The following is a 26,704-nucleotide window of genomic DNA, read 5'->3' as shown; positions in this document are numbered from 1 at the left end:
GAAGGTATAGAACCTGATGCCCAATCAATTCGTTATCCTCGCCCATGCGCGCACTGGTTCCTACAATCTCGTCAGTTTGCTGGACTCCACAAATGACGTCTCCTGCTACGGCGAATTGTTCAAGACCAAACGGATCGAACTGAACAAGTTTCGCCTCAACAAAATCAGCTTCCAGACGACTGAACAACGCGATACGGAACCAGCACGATTTTTATCCGAGCTGCGCAATCTCACGCCCCGCAAACATTTCGGCTTCAAGATTTTCCCGCAGCATCTGGTCAATGTCCCGCCGCTTGAGTCCGTCCTGGAAAGCTGGAAATGGGTGTTGCTGTTCCGCGATCCGCTCGAAACATACGCCTCTTACCTCCGAGCGCATTCGACCCAGGTCTGGACCCATCGGAAAGGGCAAACGATCGAAGATTCAAAGCTGAAGGCACCGGTACGCTTTACCGAGGAATCGTTAGCAGCCTTCATAAAAACCTATGGCGGCCACCTCGCGAAATGCCGGGAGGTCGCGGCAACCCGCGACAGCTTTGCAATCAGCTACGACCAGATTGGCGAACCTGCAACCATGGCTGCGTTGCTTTCTTTCATCGGCTCGCAAGCCCGTCCCGAAGAGTTGACAAGCACCTATCGCAAGCAGTTTACGGGCTCGCTTGCCGATGGCTTCGAGAACTGGGACGAGTTGCAGGACCATATTGAAAAATATTCGCCCTTCCCGATCTTGCCGGAAACCACGGTTCGCGCTTCCTGACGCGTCGGCCCTCTCCGGTTAGCAGCTCGCCAACCTATGAATGAGACAGCGAAAACTCGAGTTCCGCCATGGGCAAGGCACCCTGCAGATCTGCGGGGAGATCCAGCTGGTCGGAAAGCGTCTGCGCCTGAACAGCCCGGCCATGGGCCATCGCCAGATTCATTACTTCCTTGTGGATCTGCTCGAAGATCATCTCGCCGGTCAGCACAACATCTTCGCGGATATCGGAGAGACCGAGGCGGGCGATTTCGACCAGCCGCGCCTCCTCCTCATGCATCTTTTCGATTTTTCTGAGCAGGACGAGGCGGATATAGTCAGAGATGAAGCGATCCCGCAAATCGCCCTCGCCGCGCAGCAGACCGAGGCAGTAATAGTCCCAGGCCGAGACTTCGCGATCGCGGACGCGGAGCATCAGGCGCCCGAACTTCTTGCGGGCCGCCTTGATGACCTTTCTTGCCATGGCGCGAACGGCACGCGCGGCAAAATCATCGATCAGCCCCTTGTAGACACAGGCTACGAAACCACTCTCACCCGCCTCAGGCAACATCACTCCTCCGTTGATCAAATTCGTAACCCGCTCTGGGACGTCGCAGCAATCAGTTTCTGATAGGCGATTCCTTACGAGAAAGTTAGCCGGCTTGCTTTGCCCGTGGCTTGCCGTGACCGATCGATGCCTGTTGAATGGCTGTGGGGAAAGATGCTCTGCCCTTTCCTTTTCGCATTCGGCAGCTATCTTCCGCCCACCTGATTTGAGGACGACAGAATGCCAGCAGACAATGCGCGCCTTTCCGCCACCATCGCCGCCGAGATCAATGCGCGGCCCCAACAGGCGCTTGCCGCCATCGAACTGATCGATGAGGGTGCAACTATTCCCTTTATCGCCCGCTACCGCAAGGAAGTGACCGGCGGTCTCGACGATACGCAACTGCGTCAACTGTCCGAACGGCTCGTCTATCTGCGCGACATGGAATCGCGCCGCGACACGATCCTCTCCTCGATCGAGAGCCAGGGAAAGCTGACCGACGAATTGCGGCTGCAGATCCTGCGGGCCGAAAGCAAATCGACGCTCGAAGATATTTACCTGCCCTATAAGCCCAAGCGGCGCACGCGGGCGATGATTGCCCGCGAACGCGGCCTACAGGGTCTTGCGGATGCCATTCGCGCCAACCGCAATGCTGATCCCGCCAAGCTTGCCGAAGCCTTCATCAAGGACGAAGTGACCGATGCCAAGATGGCGCTTGAAGGCGCCCGCGACATCGTCGCCGAAGAACTGTCGGAAAATGCCGCCCTTATCGGCCGGCTGCGCGATCATATGCAGGCCAATGCCGAACTGGTCGCCAAGGTTGCCGATGCCAAGAAGGAAAATGCCGAAAAATTTTCCGACTATTTCGACCATCGCGAATCCTGGGCCAAGGCGCCGAGCCATCGCATTCTCGCCATGCTGCGCGGCTGGAACGAGGAAGTGTTGAGCGTGACGATCGAGGTCGATGCCACAGACACATCCGCCGTCAAGCCGGCCGAACGGATCGTCGCGGCAAGCCTCGATGCATCGGGCAATGGCGCCGGCGACAGCTGGCTGCGCGATGTGGCCGGCTGGGCCTGGCGGGTCAAACTCTCCTCCTCGCTGTCGCTCGATCTCATCCGCGACATGAAGGAACGCGCCGAGGAAGAGGCGATCCGGGTCTTTTCGCGCAATCTCAAGGATCTGCTGCTTGCCGCCCCTGCCGGATCGCGTACGGCGATGGGGCTCGATCCCGGCATCCGCACCGGCGTCAAGGTCGCCGTCGTCGATGCCACCGGCAAGCTGCTCGATACGGCCACGGTCTATCCGTTCCAGCCGCGCAACGATCTCATGGGCGCACAGGCCGAACTCGCCTCGCTGATCCGCAAGCACAAGGTCGATCTGATCGCGATCGGCAATGGCACCGCAAGCCGCGAGACCGAGCGGCTCGCTGCCGACCTGATCGCCAAATTGCCGGCGCCGAAGCCAACCAAGGTCATCGTCTCGGAAGCTGGTGCCTCGGTCTATTCGGCCTCCGAACTTGCCGCGCAGGAATTTCCCAAGCTCGACGTGTCGCTGCGCGGTGCGGTCTCGATTGCGCGGCGCCTGCAGGATCCGCTCGCCGAACTCGTCAAGATCGAGCCGAAATCGATCGGCGTCGGCCAGTATCAGCACGATGTCGACCAGGGCAAGCTCGGCCGATCGCTCGATGGCGTCGTCGAAGATGCGGTGAATGCGGTCGGGGTCGATCTCAACACCGCTTCGGCGCCGCTTCTGTCGCGCGTGTCGGGCCTGTCGTCCTCGATCGCCGAAGCCATCGTTGCCTATCGCAACGAAAATGGCCCCTTCAAGTCGCGCAAGGATCTTTTGAAGGTGCCGCGGCTGGGGGCCCGCACCTTCGAACAGTGCGCCGGCTTCCTGCGCATTGCCAATGGCAGCGAACCGCTCGACGCCTCCTCCGTGCATCCGGAAGCCTATGAGGTGGCGCGGCAGATCGTCAAAGCCTGCGGCCGCGACCTGCGCGACCTGATGGGCGATTCCAGCGCGCTCAAGAAACTCGATCCGCGCCAGTTCATCAACGAGACCTTTGGTCTGCCGACCGTCAAGGATATCATTGCCGAGCTTGAAAAGCCGGGCCGCGACCCGCGTCCGGAATTCAAGACCGCGACCTTCGCCGATGGTGTCGAGGAGATTTCCGACCTGCGTCCGGGCATGCTGCTCGAAGGGACGGTCACGAACGTCGCCGCCTTCGGTGCCTTCGTCGATATCGGCGTCCATCAGGACGGGCTCGTGCATGTGTCCGAACTGGCTGACCGTTTCATCAAGGACCCGCATGAGGTGGTCAAGGCCGGCGATATCGTCAAGGTCCGGGTCGTCGAGGTCGATGCCAAGCGCAAGCGCATCGCACTGTCGATGAAGAAGGAAGCGTCAGGCCCCCGCGAGCCGCGCGAGGACAGGCGTCCGGGATCGTCGCCCAACAATTTCCGCGCCTCGCCCAAGCCGCCGGCCGGCAAGCCGCAGGCCCCGAGCCAGGGCGCCTTCGGTGCCGCCCTGATGGAAGCGATGAAGAAGAAGTGAGGAGTCTCCTCTCCCCTTGCGGGAGAGGCTTCGGAGCGACCGGCGCAGCGCGGCAAAGCAAAGAACTTGTTCTGAGCTAAGTAGGCTCAAGGGCAGGCCGAGCGAAAGCCGTTGTTCGAGAGGGGGGCCTAATGCGCGAACTAAGCGCAGGCGTCCTTGAGCCGGTTCATTCGTCGAAGTAACCTGCTTTAAACAAGCGCTGGATGCGATCCCTGATGTCATCATTCAATAGGCTATCCTGGAGGATGATCATTTCCTCGATCCAGTTCCAATCTTTGGATCGCTCCCAGATCTCGATTTCCTGTTTCAGCCGAACCGGCTGATAGAAAGTGGGGGTTATTGTACGCCCATTTGCACGAACGGTCACATCTCCCCGCCAGCCTTTCATGTCGATTTCCGCTTCATCCTCTTCAGATCGAAGCTCGATACTCAAGAAATTAGCCTCATTAGACCAATTCCCTGATCGCTCGACATATTTTGCCGCATCGACTTTCGGCAAACCATAGACCTTCTTCAGCAGCCGCACGGCACCTGCCTGGTTAACGCCACGCTTCTTGTTCGCATCCAGAAAGACATGGATCTCTTCCGGGGTCACAACCATTTCGAAAGCCTGCATCAACGTCATGTTGAATTTTTTACGGAGCGCTTTCACGATGTCCAATGGCAAATGGCCGGATGCAACCATGTTGCGAACAAACAGATGGCTGCTTTCTTCAGTCATTGCTCCACACTTCATTTGGTTGTCATCGACAAGCATTCACCAAAGTGGTTGTGTAGAGTTTTGTCAATGGACCTGCCATCCTCAGAACAGGTCATGAGCAGATGCAGCCTTCCGCGTCAACGCACCCACACACCCCTGCCCTTGAGCCGGTCGCGATCATGCGGCCGCGCATAATCCACCGCTGGCCCGACCGGCACGATGCGGGTGGGGTTGATATGGGCGATCGAATAATAGCCCTTCTTGATATCGGCGAGAGAGACCGTGTCGGTGATGCCCGGCCACTGGTAGAGCTCGCGGGTATAGTTTGCGAGGTTGGGATAATCCTCGATACGGCGGATGTTGCATTTGAAGGCGCCGACATAGGCGACATCGAAGCGGATCAGCGTCATGAACAGGCGGATATCGGCCTCGGTCAGGAATTCGCCGGCAATATAGCGGTTTTCACCAAGATGGGCTTCAAGCCGGTCGAGCGTTGCAAAGAGGGCTACGACCGCGCTTTCATAGGCCTCCTGGCTCTGGGCAAAGCCAGCCTTGTAGACGCCGTTATTGACCGTGTCATAGATCAGCGCATTCCAGTCATCGATCACCTTACGCAGCGGCTCGGGATAGAAATCGAGCCGGTTGCCGGTAAACGCGTCGAATGCATCATTGAGCATGCGGATGATTTCGGAGGATTCGTTATTCACGATCTTGCCCTCCTTGCGGTCCCAGAGCGCCGGCACCGACACCTTGCCCGAATAGGTCGGGTCGCTCAGCGTATAAAGCTGGTGCTGGTAGGAAATGGCGGGCGTATGACTGCCGGTCTCCTGCGGGGTCGGATATTCCCAGCCATTGTCGGTCATGGCGCCATCGGCGATCGAGACGGAGATAACATCTTCGAGCCCCTTCAGGTTGCGCATCACATAGGTCCGCGAGGCCCAGGGACAGAGGCGCGAAATGAAGAGCTGATAGCGGCCCGGCTCGGCCTTGACGCCCGGCTGGCCATCGGGCCCCGGCCCGCCATCGGCCGTCAACCAGCTGCGAAAACGGGTCGGCTCGCGATGGAACGCGCCATTTTTCATTTCGCTTGCCGCGACATCGTCATTGACCCATTTTCCGTTCAGCAATTGCGGCATGGCGCACCTCCGTGATGTTGTGCCTCTCCCATGAACCCGAACCGGGGATCGATCAAGCCGCCCTGAGGTTGACGGATTGTCAAGCGAAAGAGACGCAGTGGTTCAGGCAAGCCTATCAGGGGATGAATGTGCGGGGATATGGCAGGGAACGAGAACCCTCCTTTCACGCAATTGTCAGCCGAAGGAGTTTCGCCTATGAGGGGCCATCGCCCCCAATCGACAGTGTATCCGTGACCGCCGCCGAACGTCTTAAAGCCATTCTGGATCTGATGCAGGAAATCGAGACCGCCGCGCGGCCCGCCGATGCGGTCGTCTCGGCCTGGTTTCGCGCCCGCCGCCAGATCGGCGACCGGGATCGCGGCACCATTTCCGAAGAGCTCTATGCGCTGATGCGCCATCATGCTCGGCTCGGCTGGTGGCTCGAGAAGCACGGTCGCGAAGCGACCCCGCGCAACCGGCTCATCGCATGGCTCGTCATCAACGGTCGTATGGCACTCGCCCAGCTCGAGAGCCTTTTTTCGGGCAAGCCAGCGGCGCCAAACGGGCTTAGTGAGCCGGAACGCACGCTGATCGGCAAATTGCAGGGCTCTACGATCGAGCATCCCTCGATGCCGGAAGAGGTGCGCACCGAATGCCCGGCCTGGGCGCTCAAACCTCTGCGGCAGCGGTTCGGTGACCAATTCGGACGCGAGATGGCTGCCCTCCTCAAGCCCGCATCGCTCGACCTGCGCGTCAATCCGCTCAAATCCGACCGCGCGGCGATGCTGCGCTCGCTGCGCGATCTCGGCCTTGAGGCCGAGCCATGCCCGATGGCGCCCTTTGGCATCCGGGTGGCGAAACGTCCATCGCTGTCGGATCTGCCGATGCTGAAAAGCGGCGCGGTCGAGATCCAGGACGAGGGCTCGCAACTGGTGGCGCTCCTCGTCGCGGCGCGACCCGGAGAACGCGTTGTCGATTTCTGCGCCGGCGCCGGCGGAAAGACGCTGGCGATGGCGGCTGAGATGGCAAACCGGGGCCATATCATGGCCTGCGACATAAGCGACGGACGGCTGAAACGAGCCGCCGAACGGTTCCGCCAGGCCGGTTTTCACAATATCCAGACGCGGCTGCTGACGAGTGAATCCGACAAATGGGTCAAGCGCCACAAGGCGAGCTACGACCGTGTGCTGGTCGATGCGCCCTGCAGCGGCAGCGGCACCTGGCGACGCAACCCCGATGCCCGCTGGCGCGCCTCCGAGGCCGACGGGCTCGATGGCCTCGTGGCCCTGCAGGCTCGAATTCTCGCAAGTGCCGCCCGGCTCGTCAAACCCGGCGGCCGGCTGGTCTATGCCACCTGCTCGATGCTGCCGCAGGAAAACGAACAGCAGGTTGCCGCCTTTCTTGCCGCCTCTCCCGCTTTCGAAGCGGTGCCGCTTGCCGATACCGAGTTGCACCAGATCCAATCCGCCCATCCTGACTATCTGTCGCTGACGCCGGCGCGCCACGATACCGATGGCTTCTTTGCCGCCGTCCTGCAGCGCAAGGCCGAGCCTGTCGCAGGCTGAGACGAGCCATCCTCTTCTCCCCTTGGGGAGAAGTGCCGAGCGCATGCGAGGCGATGAGGGGTTCTTCTGCGCCATTGCCTGAATAGGAAAACCCCTCATCCAGCCCTGCGGGCCACCTTCTCCCCAAGGGGAGAAGAGGGAGCCAGCCAATTCCGTCGTGCAGGATAGTAGAGTCCAATGGCCCGGGGATGCAAAGTAGCCTCACCTCTTCTCCCCTTGGGGAGAAGTGCCGAGCGCAAGCGAGGCGATGAGGGGTTCTTCTGCGCCATTGCCTGAATGGAAAACCCCTCATCCGGCGCTAACGCGCCACCTTCTCCCCAAGGGGAGAAGAAGGAGCCAGCCGGATTCTTCGTGCAGAATAGCAGAGGCTAATGGCCCGGGGATGCAACGTAGCCTTACCTCTTCTCCCCTTGGGGAGACGTGCCGAGCGTAGGCGAGGCGATGAGGGGGCTATCTGCGCCATCGCCGGAATAGGAAAACCCCTCATCCGGCGCTAACGCGCCACCTTCTCCCCAGGGGGAGAAGAGGGAGAATGCCTCGCCGGACCAGCCAATCCGCAAATCAGCCAAGCCCGTTACTTTTTCGGAAACGGCACACCCTTGGTGGTGAATTTCAGCGAGCGGCTGTTTGGACGCGCCGGGCGCTTGACGGCGGCGGCCTTGCCGGTGCCGGGCGGCTGATGCGCCGGCACCAGCTGTTCGGGGCGCGAGCCGATGAGATCGGGCCGGCCCATTTCCTTGAGCGCTTCGCGCAACAACGGCCAGTTTTCCGGATCATGATAGCGCAGGAAGGCCTTGTGCAGCCGGCGCTGGCGGGCGCCGCGCACGGTCTCGACCTTGTCGGTGGCGCCACGGCGCACGCCCTTCAGCGTGTTGATGCCGGTGTGATACATGGCCGTCGCCGTCGCCATCGGTGACGGCAGGAAGGTCTGCACCTGATCGGCGCGATAGCGGTTCTTCTTCAGCCACAGCGCCAGATGCAGCATATCCTCATCCGTCGTGCCGGGATGGGCAGCGATGAAATAGGGAATGAGGTAATATTTCTTGCCGGCCTCGCGGGCGGCGGCATCGAACATTTCCTTGAACTTGTCATAGGTGCCGATGCCGGGCTTCATCATCTTGTCGAGCGGGCCGCGCTCGGTATGTTCCGGCGCGATCTTAAGATAGCCGCCGACATGGTGCGTCACCAGTTCCTTGACATATTCCGGGCTCTGGACGGCGAGATCGTAACGGACGCCGGAAGCGACCATCACCTTCTTGACGCCCTTGACCTCGCGCACCTTGCGATAAAGGCGGATGAGATCATCATGCGAGGTGTTGAGATTGGGACAGATGTCGGGGAACACGCAGGACGGCAGGCGGCAGGCGGCCTCGATCTTGGGATCCTTGCAGGCCATGCGATACATGTTGGCGGTGGGGCCGCCGATATCCGAAATCACGCCGGTAAAGCCAGGCGTCTTGTCGCGGATCAGTTCGATCTCGCGCAGGATCGAGGCTTCCGAGCGGTTCTGGATGATGCGGCCCTCATGTTCGGTAATCGAACAGAAGGTGCAGCCGCCGAAACAGCCACGCATCACCGTCACCGAAAACTTGATCATGTCCCAGGCGGGAATCGGCTGATCGCCATAGGACGGATGCGGCGCCCGCGCGTAAGGCAGATCATAGACCGCATCCATCTCTTCCGAGGTGAGCGGGATCGGCGGCGGGTTGAGCCAGAGGTCGCGGTCGCCATGACGCTGGACGAGCGGCCGGGCATTGCCGGGATTGGCTTCGCGATGCAAAACGCGGGAGGCGCGCGCATAGGCCTCGCGATCCTTTTCGACCACTTCGAAGGATGGCAGGCGGATCACGGTATCGCCGGGCCTGCGGGTCGCACCCTCATCGGCGGAATCGAGATCGTCGGCATGCAGCTCGAAATAGCCTTCCGGCACCTTGCGGAACAGCGCCACGCCGCGAACGGATTCGAGATCGCGCGGCGTTTCGCCATCGGCGAGGCGCTGGGCGACTTCAACCACGGCGCGTTCGGCATTGCCGTAGATCAGGAGATCGGCCTTGGCATCGGCGAGGATCGATCGGCGCACCTTGTCGGACCAGTAGTCGTAATGCGCAATGCGGCGGAGCGACGCCTCGATGCCGCCGAGCACCACCGGCACATCCTTGTAGGCCTCGCGACAGCGCTGCGAATAGACGATCGTCGAGCGATCCGGCCGGGCCCCGCCCTTGCCGCCCGCCGTATAGGCATCGTCCTGGCGGATCTTGTGGTCCGACGTGTAGCGGTTGACCATCGAATCCATATTGCCGCCGGTGACGCCAAAGAACAGGCGCGGCTTGCCGAGCGCCCTGAAAGCTTCAGCCGACTGCCAGTCGGGCTGCGATATGATGCCGACGCGGAAGCCCTGCGATTCCAGCAACCGGCCGATGATGGCCATGCCGAAGCTCGGATGATCGACATAGGCGTCGCCTGTCACCAGCACGACATCGCACTGATCCCAGCCGAGCGCGTCCATTTCGGCGCGGCTCATCGGCAGGAAGGGGGCGGCCGTTCCGCCATGCGGACGCGGGCGTGACAGGGATTGGACGGTGGCTTGGGCGCTGGCTATGGTTTCCATGAGCGACCTATAAGATGACGGGGCGGCAAATTCAACCTGACTTCTATCAACTCGGGGAAGCGGGATAGGATCCAAGCCGGATGGGCTGTTCTATCCGATAAATGGGGCGCCTTGACGACATGATTTCACCTTCACGCGAATGGCTGAGCCGCCCCGCGGTGTGGAAATTGCCTTGCCCTCCCCACAAGGAGGAGGGGCTAAGATGTTGCACCCGCCCTGCCCCAAATCAGCGCCTTAACTCACGGAAAGGCCAATATGAAACGACGTAAATGGCAGTGCCGGTACGGTTGGCAAAAGGGATCGGCGGGGTTAAGCCCCTCCCCCTTGTGGGGAGGGGTTGGGGAGGGGAAATGCATACCCGCCATCGTCAAACCCGGTCAGCAGGTGACGAACCGATCGCACGATTTCTGTGAACACGAAATCCGGCCCGTCGATGATCTGGCCGTTGTCGAACCGAAGAACCGTAAAGCCCTGCGCCTTGAGAAACCGGTCGCGGGCCGCATCATGGGCTCTGCCCTTGTCGGTCTCGTGGCTATCGCCATCGACCTCGATCACCAGACGGGCCGACAGCCAGGCAAAATCGGCGATGTAGGGTCCGATCGGGGTTTCGCGACGAAAGCGGGCGCCATAGCGTCGCAGATCTCGCAGCATATCCCACATCGCCTGCTCGGCTCTGGTCAATTTTCTTCGCAGCGTCTTGGCGCGGGTCCGTGTGACTGGCTCGATGTTGGAATGCGGCATGGCATGCCTCAAGCAACGTGGGGTCGTGGGTGAGAATACCCCTCCCCAACCCCTCCCCACAAGGGGGAGGGGCTAACCTGTTGCACCCGCCCTGCCCCAAATCAGCGCCTTAACTTACGGAAAGGCCAATATGAAACGACGCGAATGACAGTGCCGGTTCGGATGGCCGAAACGGATCGGCGGGGTTAAGCCCCTCCCCCTTGTGGGGAGGAGTGCAGCGCTGGCGAATTTACCCCTCACCAAGCGCGTCCAGCGTTCGACCTTCGGTCTCGCGCGGACTTGCTCCTGCTTTCGCGCGGTCCGTACTCAGTCCTTCTGCGCTCAAAACAAATTCATTGTTATACCCGGCTGCGCCGGTCGCTCCAAAGCCTCTCCCGCAAGGGGAGAGGTAGGGCGCCACGCGCAACGCCTCACGATGTCGGAAACAGCGCCGCTCGTACGCTTACTCTTATTGGGAGGGGAAAAGGCCCTTCAACTCACTTGGTGAAATCGAGACCCATCTCGCGGAAGCGGGCGGGGTCGTCGCCCCAGTTCTCGCGCACCTTGACGAACAGGAAGAGATGCACCGGCTGTTCGAGGATTTCGGACAGCTCCTTGCGCGAGGCGGTCGAGATCGCCTTGATCGCCTCGCCATTCTTGCCGAGGGCGATCTTCTTCTGGCTGTCGCGCTCGACATAGATCACCTGCTCGATCCGCACCGAGCCATCCTTGCGCTCTTCCCACTTCTCGGTCTCGACATGCGAGGCATAGGGAAGTTCCTGATGCAGGCGCAGGAACAGTTTCTCGCGGGTGATTTCGGCGGCGAGCTGGCGCATCGGCAGATCCGAGATCTGGTCTTCCGGATAGAACCACGGCCCCTCCGGCAAAACATCGGCGAGATAATCGAGAAGATCGGTGCAGCCCGAACCGGTGAGCGCCGAGATCATGAAGGTGCGTTCGAATTCGATCGCCGCATTGGCGGCCTGCGCCAGCGCCAGAAGATCCTCGCGCTTGACGCGATCGATCTTGTTGAGCACCAGCACCTTCTTCTGCCTGATATCCTTCAGCCCCTCGAGGATCTTTTCGGCATCGCCCTTGAGGCCGCGTTCGCTATCGATGAGGAAGAGGATGATATCGGCATCCTTGGCGCCGCCCCAGGCCGAGGTGACCATGGCGCGATCGAGCCTCCGGCGCGGCTTGAAGATGCCGGGCGTATCCATGAAGACGATCTGGGCATTGTTGTGGATCGCGATGCCGCGAATGATGGCGCGCGTCGTCTGCACCTTGTGGGAGACGATCGAAACCTTGGCGCCGACGAGCTGATTGAGCAGCGTCGACTTGCCGGCATTGGTGGCGCCGATGAGGGCGGCAAAACCGCTATGGGTCGGCGCTGCGGTTGTTTCGGTCTCTTGGTCGGTCATTGTGCCTGTCCATCCTCTTCGATCGGAGCATCGGCCCAAATGCCTTCACGCACAAGCACCTTCTGCGCGGCTTCCTGTTCTGCGGCCCGCTTGGAGCGGGCAATGCCGGTTTCGGATCCATGGCCGGCAATTTCCACCATCACGGTGAATTCCGGCGCGTGATCGGGGCCCGACCGGCCCATCATGCGATAGATCGGGGCGGCACCGATGGTCTGATGCGCCCATTCCTGCAATTCGGTCTTGGCGTCGCGTCGAACCGGCACCGGATTGGTGGCCCGCGCCTGCCAGTGGCGCAGCACGAAAGAGCGCGCCGCCTCCAGCCCGCCATCGAGATAGATGGCGGCAATCAGGCTTTCGACCACATCGGCGCGCACATTCTTCATGCGGATGCCGGTGACCTTCTTGAGATCGGAACCGGTGCGGATGAAACGATAGAGTTCCATCCGGTCGGCGACATCGGCGCAGGTATCGGCGGACACAAGCTGGTTGAGGCGAACCGACAGTTCACCCTCGGCGGCCTCGCGGAAGGTGGTGAACAAAAGCTCGGCGATGCAAAGGCCGAGCACGCGATCGCCTAAAAATTCCAGCCGTTCATAATTGCCGCGCTTGGCAATCCGGGCGCTCGCATGGGTGAGCGCCCTGTCCAATCGCTGCTTGTCCTTGAAGACATAGCCCAGCCTGGCTTCGAGATCGTCCCGCTCCAAACCGGTAAGGACCCGGTCTCCGCTCATTGAATGCCCTTGAAGAAGCGCGACAGGCGCAGGTTTGCCGGCCAGTTCCACACTTCATAGAAGGGCGTCTTGTTGCCGATCGAGAAAATGATGAAGGTAGCGCGGCCGACGAGATTTTCCTCCGGCACGTAACCGACGGTGAAGCGGCTATCGGTCGAATTGTCGCGGTTGTCGCCCATGAAGAAATAATGCTTCGCCGGCACGACGAATTCTTGCGTATTGTCGGCTCCAGAGAGGGGGTCAAGATCGAGCGTGTCGTAGCTGACGCCATTGTCGAGCGTTTCGCGGTAGACAGGGACCGCTCTGCCGTTTGTTTCGGAATCGTCGGACTTGAAAGTGCCGGCAGCATCCCGAGGTACGGCCTTGCCGTTGATGTGCAGGACACCATCGATCATCTGGATTTTGTCGCCCGGCAAGCCGATTAGACGCTTGATGTAATCGACCGACGGATCGGGCGGCAGACGGAAGACGATGACATCGCCGCGCGCCGGTTCGGAACCGAACAGGCGGCCCTTGAACCATTCGGGATTATAGAGCGGCAGCGAATAGCGCGAATAGCCGTAGGCGAACTTGTTGACGAGCAGGTAATCGCCGACGAGCAATGTTGGCACCATCGAACCGGAGGGAATCGTGAAGGGCTGTAGCAGCACAGTCCGGATGATCCCGGCCAGGATGAAAGCCTGCACCAGCACGACGATCGTTTCCCAGAATGCATTCTTTTCTTCCGGCTTGTTGTTTTCAGCCACGCTCATCTAGTCCTCTCGGGTCAATTCAGGAAAAACTCTCTAGCCCTTTCCGGGCGCGCGGGCAACCGGCATCAGGCGAGCGGCCGGGCCTCGATAATCACGAAAGCCTGGGCGAGCGGGAAATCGTCGGTGATCGTCAGATGGATCAGCGGCTCGTGGCCGGGCGGCATCATGGAAAGAAGCCGTTCGCCGGCATGGCCGGTCAGCTGCATGGTGGGCTTGCCGCCGGGCAGATTGACGACGCCCAAATCCTTCCAGACGACGCCATGGGCCACACCGGTACCGAGCGCCTTGGCGCAGGCTTCCTTGGCGGCGAAACGTTTCGCATAGGAGGCGGCGCGGTTCTTGCGCCCGTCGGACTTTTTGCGTTCGATTTCCGTGAAGCAACGTTCAACGAAACGCGGCCCGAACCGCTCAAGCGTCTTTTCAACGCGACGGATATCGATGAGATCGCTGCCGATACCGATGATCATGGCCTGCTCTCCTTTGGTTCACTGGAAAGCAGCCTTTAGAACAAAGGCAAGGCAATGAAAACCGCAATCGAACAGTCGTTGTTCGAAGGCGGTTCCCGGAGCCGGCATTCACCGGCCCCTGCAAGTCACTCTGATCAGATCAGAGGATGCCGTTGCCACGGCCGCGGAACATACCGCGATCGATCTGGCGCTGGCGATATTCAAGATCAACGCGATCGACGCTACCGTTGAGGTAGGCCATTTCGCGATCCTGCACAGAGGGGACCTTGAGCTTGGAAGCGATTTTCGTGAAGTAACCAAACATGATCTTTTCCTTTCTTTCGCTCCTCCCGTTGACAACAAAGGTAATACATTTGCTGCAATGCACAAGGATTGAAAGATCCATGCTGCCATGCAGTATGCGCATGGCTGATGGAGAAGCGGCGATCAGGGCCGGAGATAGAGATAGCCTTCGGCCTGCAGATCGGCGATCCGGACGACGCCCCCTTCGCTTGCGACCGAAAAACCGGCCATCAGCTGGCTTTCTTCCAACGACAGACCGTGCAGCGTATTGCCGCAGGCAACGAGTGCCACGCCATCGGCAACGCGGTCTGCGACCTGTCGCTTCATGTCGGGGCTTGCCTTGGCTTCCTCGAACGCCTTCAGCGCCGGACCGTGGACGACGAGGACGATGCGGACCTTGGCCGGACCGCCCTTGCCCTCGATATGGTTGCGAATGTTGCCGAGCACGAAATTCACCCTTCCCGGCTCCGACAGATGATAGACGACCTTCTGAACGGTTTCCGTGGCCCGGGCAACTGCGGGCTCAAGGCTGGCGCCCACGGTGCCGCCCATGACAGCCGGCAGGAAGCGGGCAAAAAAACTGCGTCTCGAAAAAGGCATGATCCCTCCGTGCCGATCGCGCGTGGATGACTACTGGGTAATCACACCCTTGGCGATCTTTTCCCTGGTCTCCTCGTCATAGATGACCGGCAGGCAATCTTTCAGATCCGTCCGGTCGAGACGGAAGAGCTTGTCATCGGCGCCGAAGCGGGCGTTGCGGGGAATGGAATCGGCGCCGTTGGTTTCATCGTCGGCATCGGCGGAGGGATCGTAGATGCGGACCTGGTCGGGAATCTCGACCAGGATGGCGCTCTCATCCTTCACCCGTACCGCGAGACTGCCGCCGTCGCATTCCACGCCGCAACCGAGCGTCTGCCTGCCATCCTCGCTTTCGCTGCAGCCGCCCGAGATCTGGAACGGTTTGCGAATATGGCGGAAGTTCACCTGCATGTTGAGACTGTAATAGGGATCGGGACCGACCTGGCGGGTGACATAGACCAGCATGTCGGTGACGTTCTGCTCGGGATGGCTCGCAAGATGTGCTTTCGTATAGTGACGGCTGAAGCAGGCATAGGCCTCGCCACTGGCTGCGATATGGCCGAAAATGCGTTCGACATCGCTTTCTGCGCGGGCGGATGTGGCGGCAGGGAGAAGCGCCGCCAGACCGGCCAGCATTCCAAGACAGTTGAGCATGCCCGACATCGACGCCTCCTGATGCCAACGTTCATTCCGATCTGAAAGACGTATAGCACAGGGGATCTATTCGCCGGAACGCCCTTGTTGCGCGGGCAATCGAACGATCAGAAGAAGCCGAAATCGAAATCCGCAGCCGAGAGCTCGGATTTCGAGACACCATTCAGCGTCAGGACGGTATCGGCATCAAGCGTGATGATGGCATTGCCGTTGCGATAGGCGATCGAAAGATCGTCGAAACTGTCGATCTGGGTTTCCATCTGACCATAGACGAGATGGATAATATCCTTGCCAACGCCGAAATCGGTGATCGTGTCCTTGCCGGAATAGGCGAAGAAATCGAACGTATCGGCCCCCTTGCCACCGGTGATCTTGTCTGCGCCACCGCTGCCATCGAATTCCTCGGCGCCGGCCCCGCCCTTGAAGACATCCTTCATGGTCGTGCCGAAGAAGGTTTCGATGCTGGTGATCGTATCGGTTCCACCCCAGGCGTTGCGGACAGTGCCTTTGACATTGTCGACGATGATGCCCATCGTGCCGCCGTCAAGCAGTGCTTCCTCGAATTTCAGCGTGTCGATGCCGTCGCCGCCATCGATGATGTTGTTACCGGCCGAACCGATGATGTAATCGTCACCGCCCATGGCACGGATCGTATCGTTGCCAGGATTGGCACCGTAGACGAGAATGTCCTCAAGGTCGGTTCCGACGATGAGATCCTTGCCGGCCTGCAGCTTGCCCAAAAGCGTTCCCACATCGGCGCCGAAGATGGACTTCATGGCGAAGGAGCCGTTGGTGACCGACAGAACCAGATCACCGTCATAATTGCGGAATTCGATGGTGGTTGCGGTGCCCGCCGTCGCATCGCCACTCTTGTTGAAGCTGAAGCCGGTGCCCTTGAAGGTGATAGAGCCGCCGAATGCGTCGCTCAGAACCGCTTGCGACGTCGTTTCCCCTTTTTCCAGCCCGAGACTGTCGAAATTGATGGCGGTCTGGATAAGGCCATAGGAGCCCATTGCCGCCTTGATCGCGATCTTTGCCATGTAATGTTTCCTGAAACGAATCTTTCAATCAGGAGCAATTTCAAGCATAGTTTTGTTAACAAGAAAACAAATAAAACAAAGGGCACAGTCATGCCCGTTGTTCTTGATGTTTTTCAATTCCAAATCAGATCAATCAAACACGCGCTTGATCGTCGAGATACAATCGAGATCCTTGAGCTGTGCAAGAAGATGGCTGAGCTGGCGCAGATCCCACACTTCGAGATCGATCGCCATTTCAGTGAAATCGGGCGCCACGCGCACCATGGACAGGGTGCGGATATTGACATCGGCGGTGGCGATGGCTTGCGAAACCGTGGCCAGCGTGCCGGGCTCATTGATGGCATTGACGAGGATGCGGGCCATGAAGCGCGACTTGTTGGCTTCGTCGAGATCCCAGCGGATATCGATCCAGCGATCGGGCTGTTCGTCAAACTTCTGCAGCGACGGCGACTGGATCGGATAGACGGTAATGGTCTTGCGCCCGTCATGAATGCCGACGATGCGATCGCCCGGGACGGCGCCGGAATCGGCAAAACGCACCTCGATATCATCGGGCAAGCCGCGGAACGGCTGGATCGCCTCGGCTTCGTCATCCGCCTCCTCGACGATCCGCGTCTTCTGGCCTTCGGGGATCTTGAACATCATACCCTGGGCCGAGCGGACGTTGAACCAGCCCTCCTCACCCGGCACCTTGGTGGTGACGCGCTCATCCTGATAATCCGGAAAGACCGCCTTCAGAACATCAAGCGAAGAGAGTTCGCCGCGACCGACGCTGGCGATCGCATCCTCGACATCCTTGTGGCCAAGCCGGTGGACAGCCGAGCGCATGATGTCGCGCGCGAAAACCTTGCCCGCGCGCTCGAAGGTCCGTTCGAGGATGCGCTGGCCGAGGCCGGCATATTGCTTGCGGATCGCCAAGCGGGTGGCGCGGCGGATGGCCGAGCGCGCCTTGCCGGTGACGACGATCTCCTCCCATGCAGCCGGCGGAACCTGAACGCCCGAACGGATGATCTCGACCTCGTCGCCATTGGCAAGCCGCGTGACCAGCGGCATGATGCGACCGTTGATCTTGGCACCGACGCAGGTGTCGCCGATGTTGGTATGGACGGCGTAGGCGAAATCGATCGGGGTGGCGCCGCGCGGCAGCGCAATCAGCTTGCCCTTGGGCGTGAAGCAGAAGACCTGGTCCTGGAACAGTTCGAGCTTCGTATGTTCCAGGAACTCTTCCGGATTATCGCCTTCGGCCAGCGATTCAATGGTGAGACGCAGCCAGGAATAGGCATTCGACTGGCCCTTGGCCGCCTCGCCCGGTTGCGGCGTGTAACCATCCTTATAGAGCGTATGCGCCGCGATACCATATTCGGCGATATCGTGCATGCGACGCGTGCGGATCTGCAGTTCGATGCGCTGGCGCGCCGGCCCGACGATCGTCGTATGGATCGACTGGTAATCGTTCTGCTTCGGCGTCGAGATATAATCCTTGAAGCGGCCCGGCACGACACGCCAGCGCATATGAACGATGCCGAGCGCCTTGTAACATTCCGGCACCTGATCGACGACGACGCGGAAACCATAGACATCCGACAGTTGCTCGAAGGACAGCGATTTCGACTGCATCTTGCGGAAGACCGAATAGGCCTTCTTCTGCCGGCCCTTGACAGCGGCCTTGTCGAGCCCGTTCGCCACCAGAAGTTCGGTCAGTTCGCCTTCGATCTTGCGCACCAGATCGGCATTGCGGTCGGAGAGATCCTGAAGCCGCTTGGTGATCGTGTCATGCGCTTCTGGGTTGAGATGGCGGAAAGAGAGTTCCTCCAGTTCCTCGCGCATGTCCTGCATACCCATGCGGCCGGCAAGCGGCGCATAGATATCCATCGTCTCTTCAGAAATGCGCGCCTTCTTCTCCGGCGTCATGTGATCGAGCGTGCGCATGTTATGCAGCCGATCGGCCAGCTTGACGAGAAGCACGCGCACATCATCGGAAATCGCCAGCAAGAGCTTGCGGAGATTTTCGGCCTGCTTGGCCTTCTTTGACACAAGATCGAGCTTCTTGATCTTGGTGAGGCCTTCGACCAGCCGGCCGATATCCTCGCCGAACAGGCGGTCGATCTCCTCCCGCGTCGCGCTCGTATCCTCGATCGTGTCGTGCAGGAGTGCAACCGCGATGGTCGACTCGTCCAGATGCATGTCGGTGAGGATGGCGGCGACTTCGAGCGGATGCGAAATATAGGGATCGCCGCTCGCGCGTTTTTGCTGGCCATGCTTCTGCATGGCATAGACATAGGCTTTGTTCAGCAGGGCTTCATTGACATCTGGCTTGTACTTGTGAACGCGCTCGACGAGCTCGTATTGCCGCATCATTGAAGGACTGCTCCGGAATTCACCAAAAAACGAAGCGCCAATCATAAGACTGGCGCTTCATTGTGCAATCAAGATTGCTTCTAAATCGAAAGATTCCGTAAACGATCAATAATCGTCGTTCTTTTCCGGCGGAACCAGACCTTCGATACCGGCCAGAAGCTCTTCTTCCGACATCTGGTCGAAGTTGATGGTTTCCGGCATATCCTCGTCCTCGTCGACGCCTTCGCCCTGGGCTTCGCCAGCGAGCAGCGAGGACGCATCGGGTTCCGGCTCGTCCACTTCGACATGCTTCTGCAGCGAATGGATCAGATCTTCCTTGAGATCGCCCGGCGACAGCATCTCATCGGCGATTTCGCGGAGCGCGACGACCGGGTTCTTGTCGTTGTCGCGATCAACGGTGATGGGGGCGCCCTGCGAGATCAGGCGCGCGCGATGGCTCGCCAACAAAACCAGCTCGAAGCGGTTGTCTACCTTATCGATGCAATCCTCAACGGTGACGCGGGCCATTGCCTGTCCTTCAGCTATTCGAAATTCTTGCTATCCGGCAGCCGATAGCCCCTTAGCGCGACAAATTCAAGGCAAAACGCCCCATATCCGCAAAAAAGCAGAATCCAGGAGCGCTCCTGCGCCATCATCTGGCCGTCAATTCACCCTATAAAAGGACAGCCAACGGGCAAAAGTGCTCCGTTTTTGCCTCTGCAAGCCCAAGTCAGGTGACTTATTTGCTTTTCCACCGCTATTTGGCGCAAAAACGCTTCAAACAGGCATTCTAAATTCGTTTTCACCAAGATTTTGCTTGGAATTTTCATGCCGATAATCTAAAGCGAAATGTATATGAATGAATCATAAAATAGCAGCTCAGTTATAAGATAATCAAAACTATCTTGAGGCAACTGGGAAGCATTTTTGAAAGGAAAGAAATATGTTCGACCCACGGGAAAAAATTGCATTATTTATAGATGGAGCCAATCTTTACGCAGCTTCGAAAAGCCTCGGTTTCGACATTGACTATCGTAAACTTCTGAAGGCTTTTCAGAAACGCGGATACCTTTTGCGTGCCTATTACTATACAGCCCTCATCGAGGATCAGGAATACTCCTCGATCCGGCCCCTGATCGACTGGCTGGACTATAATGGTTACAAGGTTGTAACCAAGCCGGCAAAAGAGTTCACGGACTCACTTGGCCGCCGCAAGATCAAGGGCAATATGGACATTGAACTCGCGATCGACGCGATGGAACAGTCCGAAGTGGTCGATCATCTCGTGCTCTTTTCCGGCGATGGCGATTTCACGACGCTGGTCGAAGCGCTGCAGCGCAAGGGCCGCAAGGTTTCGGTCGTTTCGACCATGGCAACCCAGCCGCCGATGATTGCCGACGATCTCCGCCGCCAGGCCGACCATTTCATCGACCTCATTACGCTCAAGGCCGAGGTTGGTCGCGATCCGTCGGAACGCGCACCGCGTCCGGTCGAACCGGTTCAGGATGTTCTCGACGAGCTTTAAGCCTGTCCCGACATTTTATGCTACACACCAGCGGGCACGATTTCGTGCCCGTTTGCGTTTGGGGGATATGTGGCTCGACACAATCGGCCCTCTCCACTGCCATCCTCGGCCATGTGCCGAGGATCTGCCTTGATCTGCCAAAAAATCGACGTCGAGGGCGCATTCGGCGGCAGCAGATGGTCGGGACAGGCCCGACCATGACGGAGGGGACCGGGCGATCAGCCCTTGTCGCGCAGCAGCCTGCCCTTTTCACGGTTCCAGTCGCGCTCTTTTTCCGTGGCGCGCTTGTCGTGCAGTTTCTTGCCCTTGGCGAGCGCCAGTTCGAGCTTGGCGCGGCCGCGATCGTTGAAATAGATCTTGAGCGGCACAAGCGTCATGCCTTCGCGGTTGATGGCCACCCGGAGGCGGCGCATTTCCTTGCCCGACAGCAGCAGTTTGCGCGGCCGCCGCGGAGCATGGTTGAAGCGGTTGGCCTGCAGATATTCCGGCAGGTAGGAGTTGATCAGCCAGATCTCGCCATTCTCGTCGCTGGCATAGGATTCGGCAATGTTCGCCTTGCCTTCGCGCAACGATTTAACCTCGGTACCGGTGAGCACCAGTCCCGCTTCATAAGTATCGACGATTTCAAAATTGTAGCGGGCCTTGCGGTTCTCCGCCACAATCTTCCTGACCGATGTCGGCCTGCCTTTATGCGTCATATCAATTCGTCAGACCTGCATGGGCGAGAGCAGCATCGAGCGCGGCTTCGGTGGCCGGCTCAAGCACCGGAACCAGCGGCGAACGCACGGTGCGGCTCATGCGGCCAAGCTTCGACAGCGCATATTTCGCGCCGCAAACGCCAGGTTCCATGAAGATCGCCTTGTGCAACGGCATCAACTTGTCCTGATAGGTCAGTGCCTTGGCATAATCGCCAGCGAGCGTTGCCGCCTGGAATTCGGCACAGAGTTTCGGCGCCACATTGGCGGTAACCGAAATGCAGCCGACGCCACCATGAGCGTTGAAGCCGAGCGCCGAAGCATCTTCACCCGAAAGCTGGATGAAGGATGTGCCACAGGTGATGCGCTGTTCGGAGACGCGCTCGATCTTGCCGGTCGCATCCTTGACGCCAACGATGTTCTTGTGCGCAGCCGCAAGCTTGCCCATCGTTTCCGGGGTCATATCGACAACGGAACGACCCGGAATGTTATAGATGAAGATCGGCAGCGATACGGCTTCGGCGATCGCCGAAAAATGCGCGATCAAGCCCTTCTGCGTCGGCCGGTTATAATAGGGCGTGACGACCAGAAGCGCATCGGCGCCGGCCTTTTCGGCATGCTGGGCCAGCTCGATCGCTTCGACCGTGTTGTTGGAGCCAGCACCGGCAATGACCGGCACGCGCTTGGCCGCGACCTGGATGCAGAGTTCCACCACACGTTTGTGTTCCTGATGCGACAAGGTCGGAGACTCACCTGTCGTTCCCACGGGCACGAGACCATTGCTGCCTTCGGCGATCTGCCACTCGACATGGGCGGCGAAAGCCGCTTCATCGAGGCTGCCATCAGCCGTAAAGGGTGTCAGAAGGGCGGGAATGGAACCCTGAAACATGCAACTACTCCTCATCGGGCGCTCAACCCATGCTTTGGCCGTAATCCTGATTTACGGAAGGCGGACATTATATAAGGGCGGCCCGTGCAGCAAGCCGCCAGATTGGCGAATTTCGTCGCATTGAGACAGGATTCAGCGGTTTAACCACTCGTTGACCATAGGGGCCGCATAATCGGGTGAAAGATTGCCGGAGTAGCAGATGAAACGGATGATCATCGCCAGTCTGGTTCTGTTGGCCGGCGGCGCCAGCATGTTCGGCATTCTCGGCGCCGATGCCGGTCGGCGCCCGATGGCGCCGGCAGAAAACACCCCGACTCTGCGTCCGATCAGCCTCAAGGCGGACCGGGTTGCCGCCCTGCCGAAGCCGCTCGATTCTGCGGCACCGGACAGCGACAACATTACCAATGCCATTTCGCCGATCGAGACCACCGACCTTCAGCCGAGCGAAACATTCCGCGACGGCTTGCGCGCGCTCGCCCGCCGCGACAGTCTTGGTGCCATTGCCGAACGCGACCGCCTGCCTTCGGCATCCAACGAACGGCTGACGCTGACCTGGGCGATTGCGGTTTCCGGCCAGCGCGCGGTTCCTGCCGCCGAAATGCTTGAGGCTCGAACCCTCTTGCGGGGCTGGCCGGCAATCGAGGATATCAACAGCAACATTGAAAACGCGCTTTTACGGGAGAATGCGCCGCCGCAGATGGTGCTCGATTTCATGGCTGGCGGCGAACCACGCAGCGCCGATGGCGTGATCATGCTGGCGCGTGCCCTCAAGTCCGTGGGACGCGACAACGAGGCCAAGGAACTGATCCGTTCCGCTTGGCAAGGCCGGGTGATGAAGGTGGAGGACGAGGACCGGATTCTCGGCGAATTCGGGACCGATCTTACGACTGCGGACCATCTGCGCCGGATGAAATATCTGCTCTATTCGGATCAATATGCGCGTGCCGCGCGTTTTGCTTCGCTTGCGAAGGCCGAAACGCTGGCAACCGCTTTTTCCGCCATCGGGCGCCGGGCCAAGGATGGCAAGGCTCTTCTGGAGAAGGCGCGTGCCGAATGGGGCAAAGACCCGACCTTTCTCTATCTGCAGATCCGCCGCCTGCGCCAGACCAGCCAGTATGAGGCGGCGGCAAAACTGCTCGCGCGGATGCCGGATCAGACATCCGATCTCATCGATCCCGGCAAATGGTGGATCGAAACGCGGATTGTGAGCCGCGGCCTCTTCGATGTCGGTCAGGCGGCGGAAGCCTACAAGCTGGCGATTGCCCATCGGCTGATGGATGGCGACGATCGCGCCGAAGCGGAATTTCATGCCGGCTGGTATGCGCTGCGCGGCATGGGCAAGCCCAAGATCGCCCGCCCGCATTTCGAACAGCTGCTTCTTGCCAGCAATCGTGCGCATGACCAGGCGCGGGGTTATTACTGGTTGGGGCGAACCGATGAGGCTCTGGGCGACAGGAGCAAGGCGCGTCTTTCCTTTGAACGGGCCGCCAGCCATCCGACGACCTTCTATGGACAACTGGCGGAAGCCAGGCTTGGCCTGACAGACCGACCGCTCGGCACCGCTGCGGCCAATGGCGCTGCACTCATCGATTTTGCCAACCGGCCGCAGATCCGTGCGCTTTCGCTGCTCAAGCAATCCGGCGAAGATGGTCGCGCCCGGCGGCTCTACCTTTCGCTTGCCCGGTTCTACGGCGATCAGGATTCGCTGCAGATGCTGTCCGCCCGCGCGCTTAGCGACTACGGTCCCAGCCTGGCGCTCGCGATCGGCAAGGCGGCGCAGAACCAGGGCCATGATCCCGGTCTTGCGGCCTATCCGCTCGGCGCCATTCCGGAAACAGCCGATATCGACAGGAGTGCGCGCGCCCTCACCCACGCGATCGCGCGGCAGGAAAGCGCCTTCAACCCGCAGGCCGTATCGCATGCCGACGCGCGCGGACTTCTGCAAATCCTGCCATCCACCGCCAGAAAGGTGGCAGAGCGCAACCGCATTGCCTGGGCGGAGGAGAAACTTCTCACCGACCCGGCCTACAATGCCACGCTCGGCTCGCGCTATCTCGATGAGCAGATCCAGAAATTCAATGGCTCGCTGGTGCTGACATTCGCGGCCTATAATGCCGGTCCCAACCGGATTCCGGACTGGATCGGCCGTTATGGCGATCCACGCAGGATGACACTGGATGGCGTTGTCGACTGGATCGAACACATTCCGTTTCACGAAACGCGCAACTATGTTCAGCGGGTGATGGAGAATTATCAGGTTTACAAGCGCCTGCTCTCCGAAAGCACCAATATCGCAAGCGACCTCACCATCAACGGACGCCCGCTGCAGAAGGTCAACTGAATTGGCTGGGCGTCTTCGATCCGGGCGATGACATTTTCAGGGCGGGTCTTGACCGCGGGTCGATCTTTGCCTTTGCTCGGCGTTCGACGAGGAGGCACCATGACGAACCAACAAGATTTTCAGACTTTTCAGTTTTCCACCGACGACGGGCTGATGCTCAGCGGTCGTCATTATGGTCCGGATATCGAACAGGATACGATTCCGGTTGTGTGCCTTGCAGGACTGACCCGCAACGGCGCTGACTTTCACAGGTTTGCCCTGTTGCTCTCCGACCTGGACATTTCGGTCGTTACGCTCGATTCGCGCGGTCGCGGCCAATCGGACCGGGATCCCTCCCCCGCAAACTATAATGTGATGCGCGAGACACAGGATGTCCTGATCCTGCTCAAACATCTCGGAATCGGCAAAGCCATTTTCGTCGGCACGTCGCGTGGCGGCCTTTTGCTGCATGTGCTTGGCAATCTCGCACCCGACAGAATTGAAGCGACGGTTCTCAACGATATTGGTCCGGTCATCGAGGCGGCCGGCCTACGGGCCATCGCCGCCTATCTCGGCGAGGCGACAATTCATCAGCGACTGGAAGATCTCGCCGCAGCCCTCAAGATCCGCCATGGCAACGAGTTCCCAATTCTCGACGAGTCCGACTGGCATGAGATGGCCGACGCAATCTCACAGCCGACAGAGCGCGGACTGGAAGCCAATTTCGATCCGGGCATCGTCGCCCCGCTGAAGGATATGGACTTTTCTCAGAACCCGCCCGATCTCTGGGATGCGTTCAAGGCGCTTACCAACAAACCGCTTCTGGTGATCCGGGGAGAAAACTCGCTGCTGTTGTCCGCGCAAACCGTTGAACAGATGCTGGAAAAGCATCCGAACGCCAAAGCGCTTGTCGCACCCGGCCAGGGGCATGCGCCGTTCCTCCATCATCCGACGATTACGGCGCCTATCATCGACTTCATCGTCGCACGGGGAACGGAAAGCCGAATCGTCTGATCAGATATCTCTTCCCAATACGAAAAAGCCCGGCTGACGCCGGGCTTTTCCTGTCCGTTTGGACGATCGTCTTAGAACGAGCGCTCGAAACGCAGCATGCCGTACTTTTCGTTGCCGCCGGCATCGAGGTCCTTGTAGGCGCCTTCGAGCAGGACGGAGAAGCCCGGAGCAACCGACCAGGCAACGTCAGCGATCAGCATCCAGTCGCCATTATCCCAGTACTGGAAGTCCTTGGCGAGAGTGATCGAGTCGGTGACCTTGGCAGAAACGCCGACGATCGCGCTGAAACCGTCATAGTTGAAGTAACGGTTAGCTTTGTCATCCGAGTACAGAGCAAGAGCAGCAAAGCTGAACATGCCGACAGAACCCGAAACCTTGGCCTTCACAGCCAGCGAATCAAGCGATTCGTCGTAGCCTAGACCAGCATAGGCGGTGTAATCGCCGAAGGTACCAGACACGCCGCCCGAAACGTCCGGAATGTACTTGTGATTGTCATGCGGCAGATTATCAACATCGAGCTGGTTGGCATCGTTGTCGAGCGAGATCCAGGCCGAAACCGAACCGAGGTTTGCCGTGTAGCTGATGTACTGCTTGCCATCCTGGAAGCCGTCATCTCCACCCCAATCGGTCAGACCGCCGTAGCCGAAGAAACGCGACCAGGGCAGATCGTAGTTACCGAATTCAAGACCACCAATACCGAAGTAGTAGAAGAAGTTGACGCCGTTGGTGCCGTTATCGTCCTGGTCGCCCTGCAGGCGAACCCAACTGTAGACGGTGCCCCACTCGGAATCGTTCTTGGCTTCGAAATCGAGGCGAACGCGGGAATGATGATAATAGTAGGTCGGCGTGTTCGGGCCGGCAACGTTTTCAAAATTCTTTTCGTAGCGGAACTGGCCGCCGATCTTCAGGCAGGTTTCGGTGCCCGGGATGTAGAAGAAGCCGGTGCCGTAGGCATCGCAGACCTTGACATATTCCATGGGTTCCGGCTCGGCAGCGACAACAGCGTCGGCAGCCTGAGCGCCAGAAACCACTGCCAGTGCAGCGGCGGAGCCGAGAAGAAGGCTCTTGATGTTCATATCTTTCTCCAGTCTGTTAAATCACGGGAAGGTTCTATGGCAAACGCTATGAAATTCATTTCAACCCCGTATCCAGACAATGGTCGCATCGAGCCGATTCCACAATCCAAATCACGCCGAACCAAACTCAAACAAGATAGCGAGCTAACGATTGTTACAAAAACATCACAGTTTAAGTCATGAATGAAAAGTCATGACCTCCACGAAAGGCGAAGGCAACTATCCCTTAACGAAAAAGCCCGGCTGACGCCGGGCTTTTCCTTAAGCACTTGGTCGATCGTCTCAGAACGAGCGCTCGAAACGCAGCATGCCGTACTTTTCGTTGCCGCCGGCATCGAGGTCCTTGTAGGCGCCTTCGAGCAGGACGGAAAAGCCCGGAGC

Annotated in this window: 24 protein-coding genes; 6 read left to right on the top strand and 18 right to left on the bottom strand. The window is 59.4% G+C overall.

Going from position 1 to position 26,704, the window contains the following annotated elements:
* The first annotated feature begins 16 nt into the window (after positions 1-16).
* On the top strand, positions 17-754 hold the full coding sequence (locus Q4481_RS06540) for a sulfotransferase family protein (protein ID WP_304375526.1): 738 nt from the start codon (positions 17-19) through the stop codon (positions 752-754).
* Between the two features lie 34 nt (positions 755-788).
* Here Q4481_RS06540 and Q4481_RS06535 read toward each other — a convergent pair whose 3' ends face one another.
* A complete protein-coding gene (locus Q4481_RS06535; RefSeq protein WP_304375525.1) occupies positions 789-1,301 on the bottom strand; it encodes a hypothetical protein in 513 nt (170 codons plus the stop codon).
* A gap of 216 nt (positions 1,302-1,517) precedes the next feature.
* On the opposite strand from Q4481_RS06535, the gene Q4481_RS06530 reads away from it, so the two are divergent.
* A complete protein-coding gene (locus tag Q4481_RS06530; RefSeq protein WP_304375524.1) occupies positions 1,518-3,833 on the top strand; it encodes a Tex family protein in 2,316 nt (771 codons plus the stop codon).
* A 166-nt stretch (positions 3,834-3,999) separates the two neighbouring features.
* On the opposite strand, the gene Q4481_RS06525 is transcribed toward Q4481_RS06530, so the two are convergent.
* Both Q4481_RS06525 and Q4481_RS06520 read right to left on the bottom strand, forming a co-directional pair.
* Positions 4,000-4,554 (bottom strand): hypothetical protein, encoded by a 555-nt coding sequence (locus tag Q4481_RS06525; RefSeq protein WP_304375523.1) that lies wholly within the window; start codon positions 4,552-4,554, stop codon positions 4,000-4,002.
* Positions 4,555-4,670: 116 nt separating this feature from the next.
* Positions 4,671-5,669 carry a glutathione S-transferase family protein gene (locus Q4481_RS06520; protein WP_304375522.1) on the bottom strand — a complete coding sequence of 333 codons (999 nt, stop codon included), beginning with the start codon at positions 5,667-5,669 and terminating at the stop codon, positions 4,671-4,673.
* A 230-nt stretch (positions 5,670-5,899) separates the two neighbouring features.
* Here Q4481_RS06520 and Q4481_RS06515 point away from each other — a divergent pair, with 230 nt between their 5' ends.
* The gene (locus Q4481_RS06515; RefSeq protein WP_304375521.1) at positions 5,900-7,213 is read left to right on the top strand and encodes an RsmB/NOP family class I SAM-dependent RNA methyltransferase; all 1,314 of its coding nucleotides are present in this window, start codon (positions 5,900-5,902) and stop codon (positions 7,211-7,213) included.
* Between the two features lie 574 nt (positions 7,214-7,787).
* On the opposite strand, the gene Q4481_RS06510 is transcribed toward Q4481_RS06515, so the two are convergent.
* The 12 genes from Q4481_RS06510 to rpoZ form a co-directional block, all read right to left on the bottom strand.
* Positions 7,788-9,821, bottom strand: coding sequence for a YgiQ family radical SAM protein (locus Q4481_RS06510; protein WP_304375520.1), 2,034 nt, complete (start codon positions 9,819-9,821; stop codon positions 7,788-7,790).
* Positions 9,822-10,130: 309 nt separating this feature from the next.
* Positions 10,131-10,562 (bottom strand): endonuclease domain-containing protein, encoded by a 432-nt coding sequence (locus Q4481_RS06505; RefSeq protein ID WP_304375519.1) that lies wholly within the window; start codon positions 10,560-10,562, stop codon positions 10,131-10,133.
* A 476-nt stretch (positions 10,563-11,038) separates the two neighbouring features.
* Complete coding sequence (era, locus tag Q4481_RS06500) at positions 11,039-11,962, bottom strand: GTPase Era (protein ID WP_304375518.1); 924 nt, start codon at positions 11,960-11,962, stop codon at positions 11,039-11,041.
* Positions 11,959-12,693 carry a ribonuclease III gene (rnc, locus tag Q4481_RS06495; RefSeq protein ID WP_304375517.1) on the bottom strand — a complete coding sequence of 245 codons (735 nt, stop codon included), beginning with the start codon at positions 12,691-12,693 and terminating at the stop codon, positions 11,959-11,961. Before rnc ends, era begins: the two co-directional genes overlap by 4 nt.
* Positions 12,690-13,445 carry a signal peptidase I gene (gene lepB, locus Q4481_RS06490; RefSeq protein ID WP_304375516.1) on the bottom strand — a complete coding sequence of 252 codons (756 nt, stop codon included), beginning with the start codon at positions 13,443-13,445 and terminating at the stop codon, positions 12,690-12,692. The genes rnc and lepB overlap by 4 nt, the downstream gene beginning before the upstream one ends.
* A 65-nt stretch (positions 13,446-13,510) precedes the next feature.
* On the bottom strand, positions 13,511-13,912 hold the full coding sequence (gene acpS / locus Q4481_RS06485; RefSeq protein WP_304375515.1) for a holo-ACP synthase: 402 nt from the start codon (positions 13,910-13,912) through the stop codon (positions 13,511-13,513).
* Positions 13,913-14,051: 139 nt separating this feature from the next.
* On the bottom strand, positions 14,052-14,216 hold the full coding sequence (locus Q4481_RS06480; RefSeq protein WP_304375514.1) for a DUF3563 family protein: 165 nt from the start codon (positions 14,214-14,216) through the stop codon (positions 14,052-14,054).
* 122 nt (positions 14,217-14,338) lie between these two features.
* Positions 14,339-14,794, bottom strand: coding sequence for a DsrE family protein (locus Q4481_RS06475; RefSeq protein WP_304375513.1), 456 nt, complete (start codon positions 14,792-14,794; stop codon positions 14,339-14,341).
* A gap of 30 nt (positions 14,795-14,824) precedes the next feature.
* Positions 14,825-15,436 (bottom strand): hypothetical protein, encoded by a 612-nt coding sequence (locus Q4481_RS06470; protein ID WP_304375512.1) that lies wholly within the window; start codon positions 15,434-15,436, stop codon positions 14,825-14,827.
* Positions 15,437-15,534: 98 nt separating this feature from the next.
* On the bottom strand, positions 15,535-16,467 hold the full coding sequence (locus Q4481_RS06465; protein WP_304375511.1) for a calcium-binding protein: 933 nt from the start codon (positions 16,465-16,467) through the stop codon (positions 15,535-15,537).
* Positions 16,468-16,596: 129 nt separating this feature from the next.
* Positions 16,597-18,825 (bottom strand): RelA/SpoT family protein, encoded by a 2,229-nt coding sequence (locus Q4481_RS06460; protein WP_304375510.1) that lies wholly within the window; start codon positions 18,823-18,825, stop codon positions 16,597-16,599.
* 105 nt (positions 18,826-18,930) lie between these two features.
* Positions 18,931-19,332, bottom strand: a complete 402-nt coding sequence (gene rpoZ, locus Q4481_RS06455; RefSeq protein WP_304375509.1) for a DNA-directed RNA polymerase subunit omega — start codon at positions 19,330-19,332, stop codon at positions 18,931-18,933.
* 415 nt (positions 19,333-19,747) lie between these two features.
* Between rpoZ and Q4481_RS06450 the strand changes: the two genes are divergently transcribed.
* Entirely contained in the window at positions 19,748-20,329 is a 582-nt protein-coding gene (locus tag Q4481_RS06450; RefSeq protein ID WP_304375508.1) for a LabA-like NYN domain-containing protein, read from the top strand.
* Between the two features lie 218 nt (positions 20,330-20,547).
* On the opposite strand, the gene smpB is transcribed toward Q4481_RS06450, so the two are convergent.
* Positions 20,548-21,027 carry an SsrA-binding protein SmpB gene (gene smpB, locus Q4481_RS06445; RefSeq protein WP_304375507.1) on the bottom strand — a complete coding sequence of 160 codons (480 nt, stop codon included), beginning with the start codon at positions 21,025-21,027 and terminating at the stop codon, positions 20,548-20,550.
* Between the two features lies 1 nt (position 21,028).
* Complete coding sequence (dapA, locus tag Q4481_RS06440; protein WP_304375506.1) at positions 21,029-21,913, bottom strand: 4-hydroxy-tetrahydrodipicolinate synthase; 885 nt, start codon at positions 21,911-21,913, stop codon at positions 21,029-21,031.
* Between the two features lie 199 nt (positions 21,914-22,112).
* Here dapA and Q4481_RS06435 point away from each other — a divergent pair, with 199 nt between their 5' ends.
* Entirely contained in the window at positions 22,113-24,254 is a 2,142-nt protein-coding gene (locus Q4481_RS06435) for a lytic transglycosylase domain-containing protein (protein WP_304375505.1), read from the top strand.
* 99 nt (positions 24,255-24,353) lie between these two features.
* On the top strand, positions 24,354-25,247 hold the full coding sequence (locus tag Q4481_RS06430; RefSeq protein ID WP_304375504.1) for an alpha/beta fold hydrolase: 894 nt from the start codon (positions 24,354-24,356) through the stop codon (positions 25,245-25,247).
* A 71-nt stretch (positions 25,248-25,318) separates the two neighbouring features.
* Here Q4481_RS06430 and Q4481_RS06425 read toward each other — a convergent pair whose 3' ends face one another.
* Positions 25,319-26,323: a porin gene (locus Q4481_RS06425; protein ID WP_304375503.1), complete on the bottom strand. Its 1,005-nt coding sequence runs from the start codon at positions 26,321-26,323 to the stop codon at positions 25,319-25,321.
* Between the last annotated feature and the right edge of the window lie 381 nt (positions 26,324-26,704).

The sequence above is a fragment of the Fluviirhizobium alvei genome (assembly GCF_030551875.1).
GTDB classification, from domain to species: Bacteria; Pseudomonadota; Alphaproteobacteria; order Rhizobiales; family Rhizobiaceae; genus Rhizobium_E; species Rhizobium_E alvei.
This window is presented reverse-complemented; position numbering and strand designations above follow the sequence as displayed.

What these genes read in the sequence shown, in the direction of transcription:
- dapA (WP_304375506.1), bottom strand. Translation starts at nt 21,913, where the DNA reads ATGTTTCAGGGTTCCATTCCCGCCCTTCTGACACCCTTTACGGCTGAT.
- Q4481_RS06430 (WP_304375504.1), top strand. Translation starts at nt 24,354, where the DNA reads ATGACGAACCAACAAGATTTTCAGACTTTTCAGTTTTCCACCGACGAC.
- Q4481_RS06470 (WP_304375512.1), bottom strand. Translation starts at nt 15,436, where the DNA reads ATGTCGGGCATGCTCAACTGTCTTGGAATGCTGGCCGGTCTGGCGGCG.
- Q4481_RS06435 (WP_304375505.1), top strand. Translation starts at nt 22,113, where the DNA reads ATGAAACGGATGATCATCGCCAGTCTGGTTCTGTTGGCCGGCGGCGCC.
- Q4481_RS06450 (WP_304375508.1), top strand. Translation starts at nt 19,748, where the DNA reads ATGTTCGACCCACGGGAAAAAATTGCATTATTTATAGATGGAGCCAAT.
- acpS (WP_304375515.1), bottom strand. Translation starts at nt 13,912, where the DNA reads ATGATCATCGGTATCGGCAGCGATCTCATCGATATCCGTCGCGTTGAA.
- Q4481_RS06520 (WP_304375522.1), bottom strand. Translation starts at nt 5,669, where the DNA reads ATGCCGCAATTGCTGAACGGAAAATGGGTCAATGACGATGTCGCGGCA.
- Q4481_RS06460 (WP_304375510.1), bottom strand. Translation starts at nt 18,825, where the DNA reads ATGATGCGGCAATACGAGCTCGTCGAGCGCGTTCACAAGTACAAGCCA.
- Q4481_RS06505 (WP_304375519.1), bottom strand. Translation starts at nt 10,562, where the DNA reads ATGCCGCATTCCAACATCGAGCCAGTCACACGGACCCGCGCCAAGACG.
- Q4481_RS06525 (WP_304375523.1), bottom strand. Translation starts at nt 4,554, where the DNA reads ATGACTGAAGAAAGCAGCCATCTGTTTGTTCGCAACATGGTTGCATCC.
- Q4481_RS06480 (WP_304375514.1), bottom strand. Translation starts at nt 14,216, where the DNA reads ATGTTTGGTTACTTCACGAAAATCGCTTCCAAGCTCAAGGTCCCCTCT.
- Q4481_RS06530 (WP_304375524.1), top strand. Translation starts at nt 1,518, where the DNA reads ATGCCAGCAGACAATGCGCGCCTTTCCGCCACCATCGCCGCCGAGATC.
- lepB (WP_304375516.1), bottom strand. Translation starts at nt 13,445, where the DNA reads ATGAGCGTGGCTGAAAACAACAAGCCGGAAGAAAAGAATGCATTCTGG.
- Q4481_RS06510 (WP_304375520.1), bottom strand. Translation starts at nt 9,821, where the DNA reads ATGGAAACCATAGCCAGCGCCCAAGCCACCGTCCAATCCCTGTCACGC.
- rpoZ (WP_304375509.1), bottom strand. Translation starts at nt 19,332, where the DNA reads ATGGCCCGCGTCACCGTTGAGGATTGCATCGATAAGGTAGACAACCGC.
- Q4481_RS06425 (WP_304375503.1), bottom strand. Translation starts at nt 26,323, where the DNA reads ATGAACATCAAGAGCCTTCTTCTCGGCTCCGCCGCTGCACTGGCAGTG.
- Q4481_RS06465 (WP_304375511.1), bottom strand. Translation starts at nt 16,467, where the DNA reads ATGGCAAAGATCGCGATCAAGGCGGCAATGGGCTCCTATGGCCTTATC.
- smpB (WP_304375507.1), bottom strand. Translation starts at nt 21,027, where the DNA reads ATGACGCATAAAGGCAGGCCGACATCGGTCAGGAAGATTGTGGCGGAG.
- Q4481_RS06475 (WP_304375513.1), bottom strand. Translation starts at nt 14,794, where the DNA reads ATGCCTTTTTCGAGACGCAGTTTTTTTGCCCGCTTCCTGCCGGCTGTC.
- Q4481_RS06540 (WP_304375526.1), top strand. Translation starts at nt 17, where the DNA reads ATGCCCAATCAATTCGTTATCCTCGCCCATGCGCGCACTGGTTCCTAC.
- era (WP_304375518.1), bottom strand. Translation starts at nt 11,962, where the DNA reads ATGACCGACCAAGAGACCGAAACAACCGCAGCGCCGACCCATAGCGGT.
- Q4481_RS06535 (WP_304375525.1), bottom strand. Translation starts at nt 1,301, where the DNA reads ATGTTGCCTGAGGCGGGTGAGAGTGGTTTCGTAGCCTGTGTCTACAAG.
- rnc (WP_304375517.1), bottom strand. Translation starts at nt 12,693, where the DNA reads ATGAGCGGAGACCGGGTCCTTACCGGTTTGGAGCGGGACGATCTCGAA.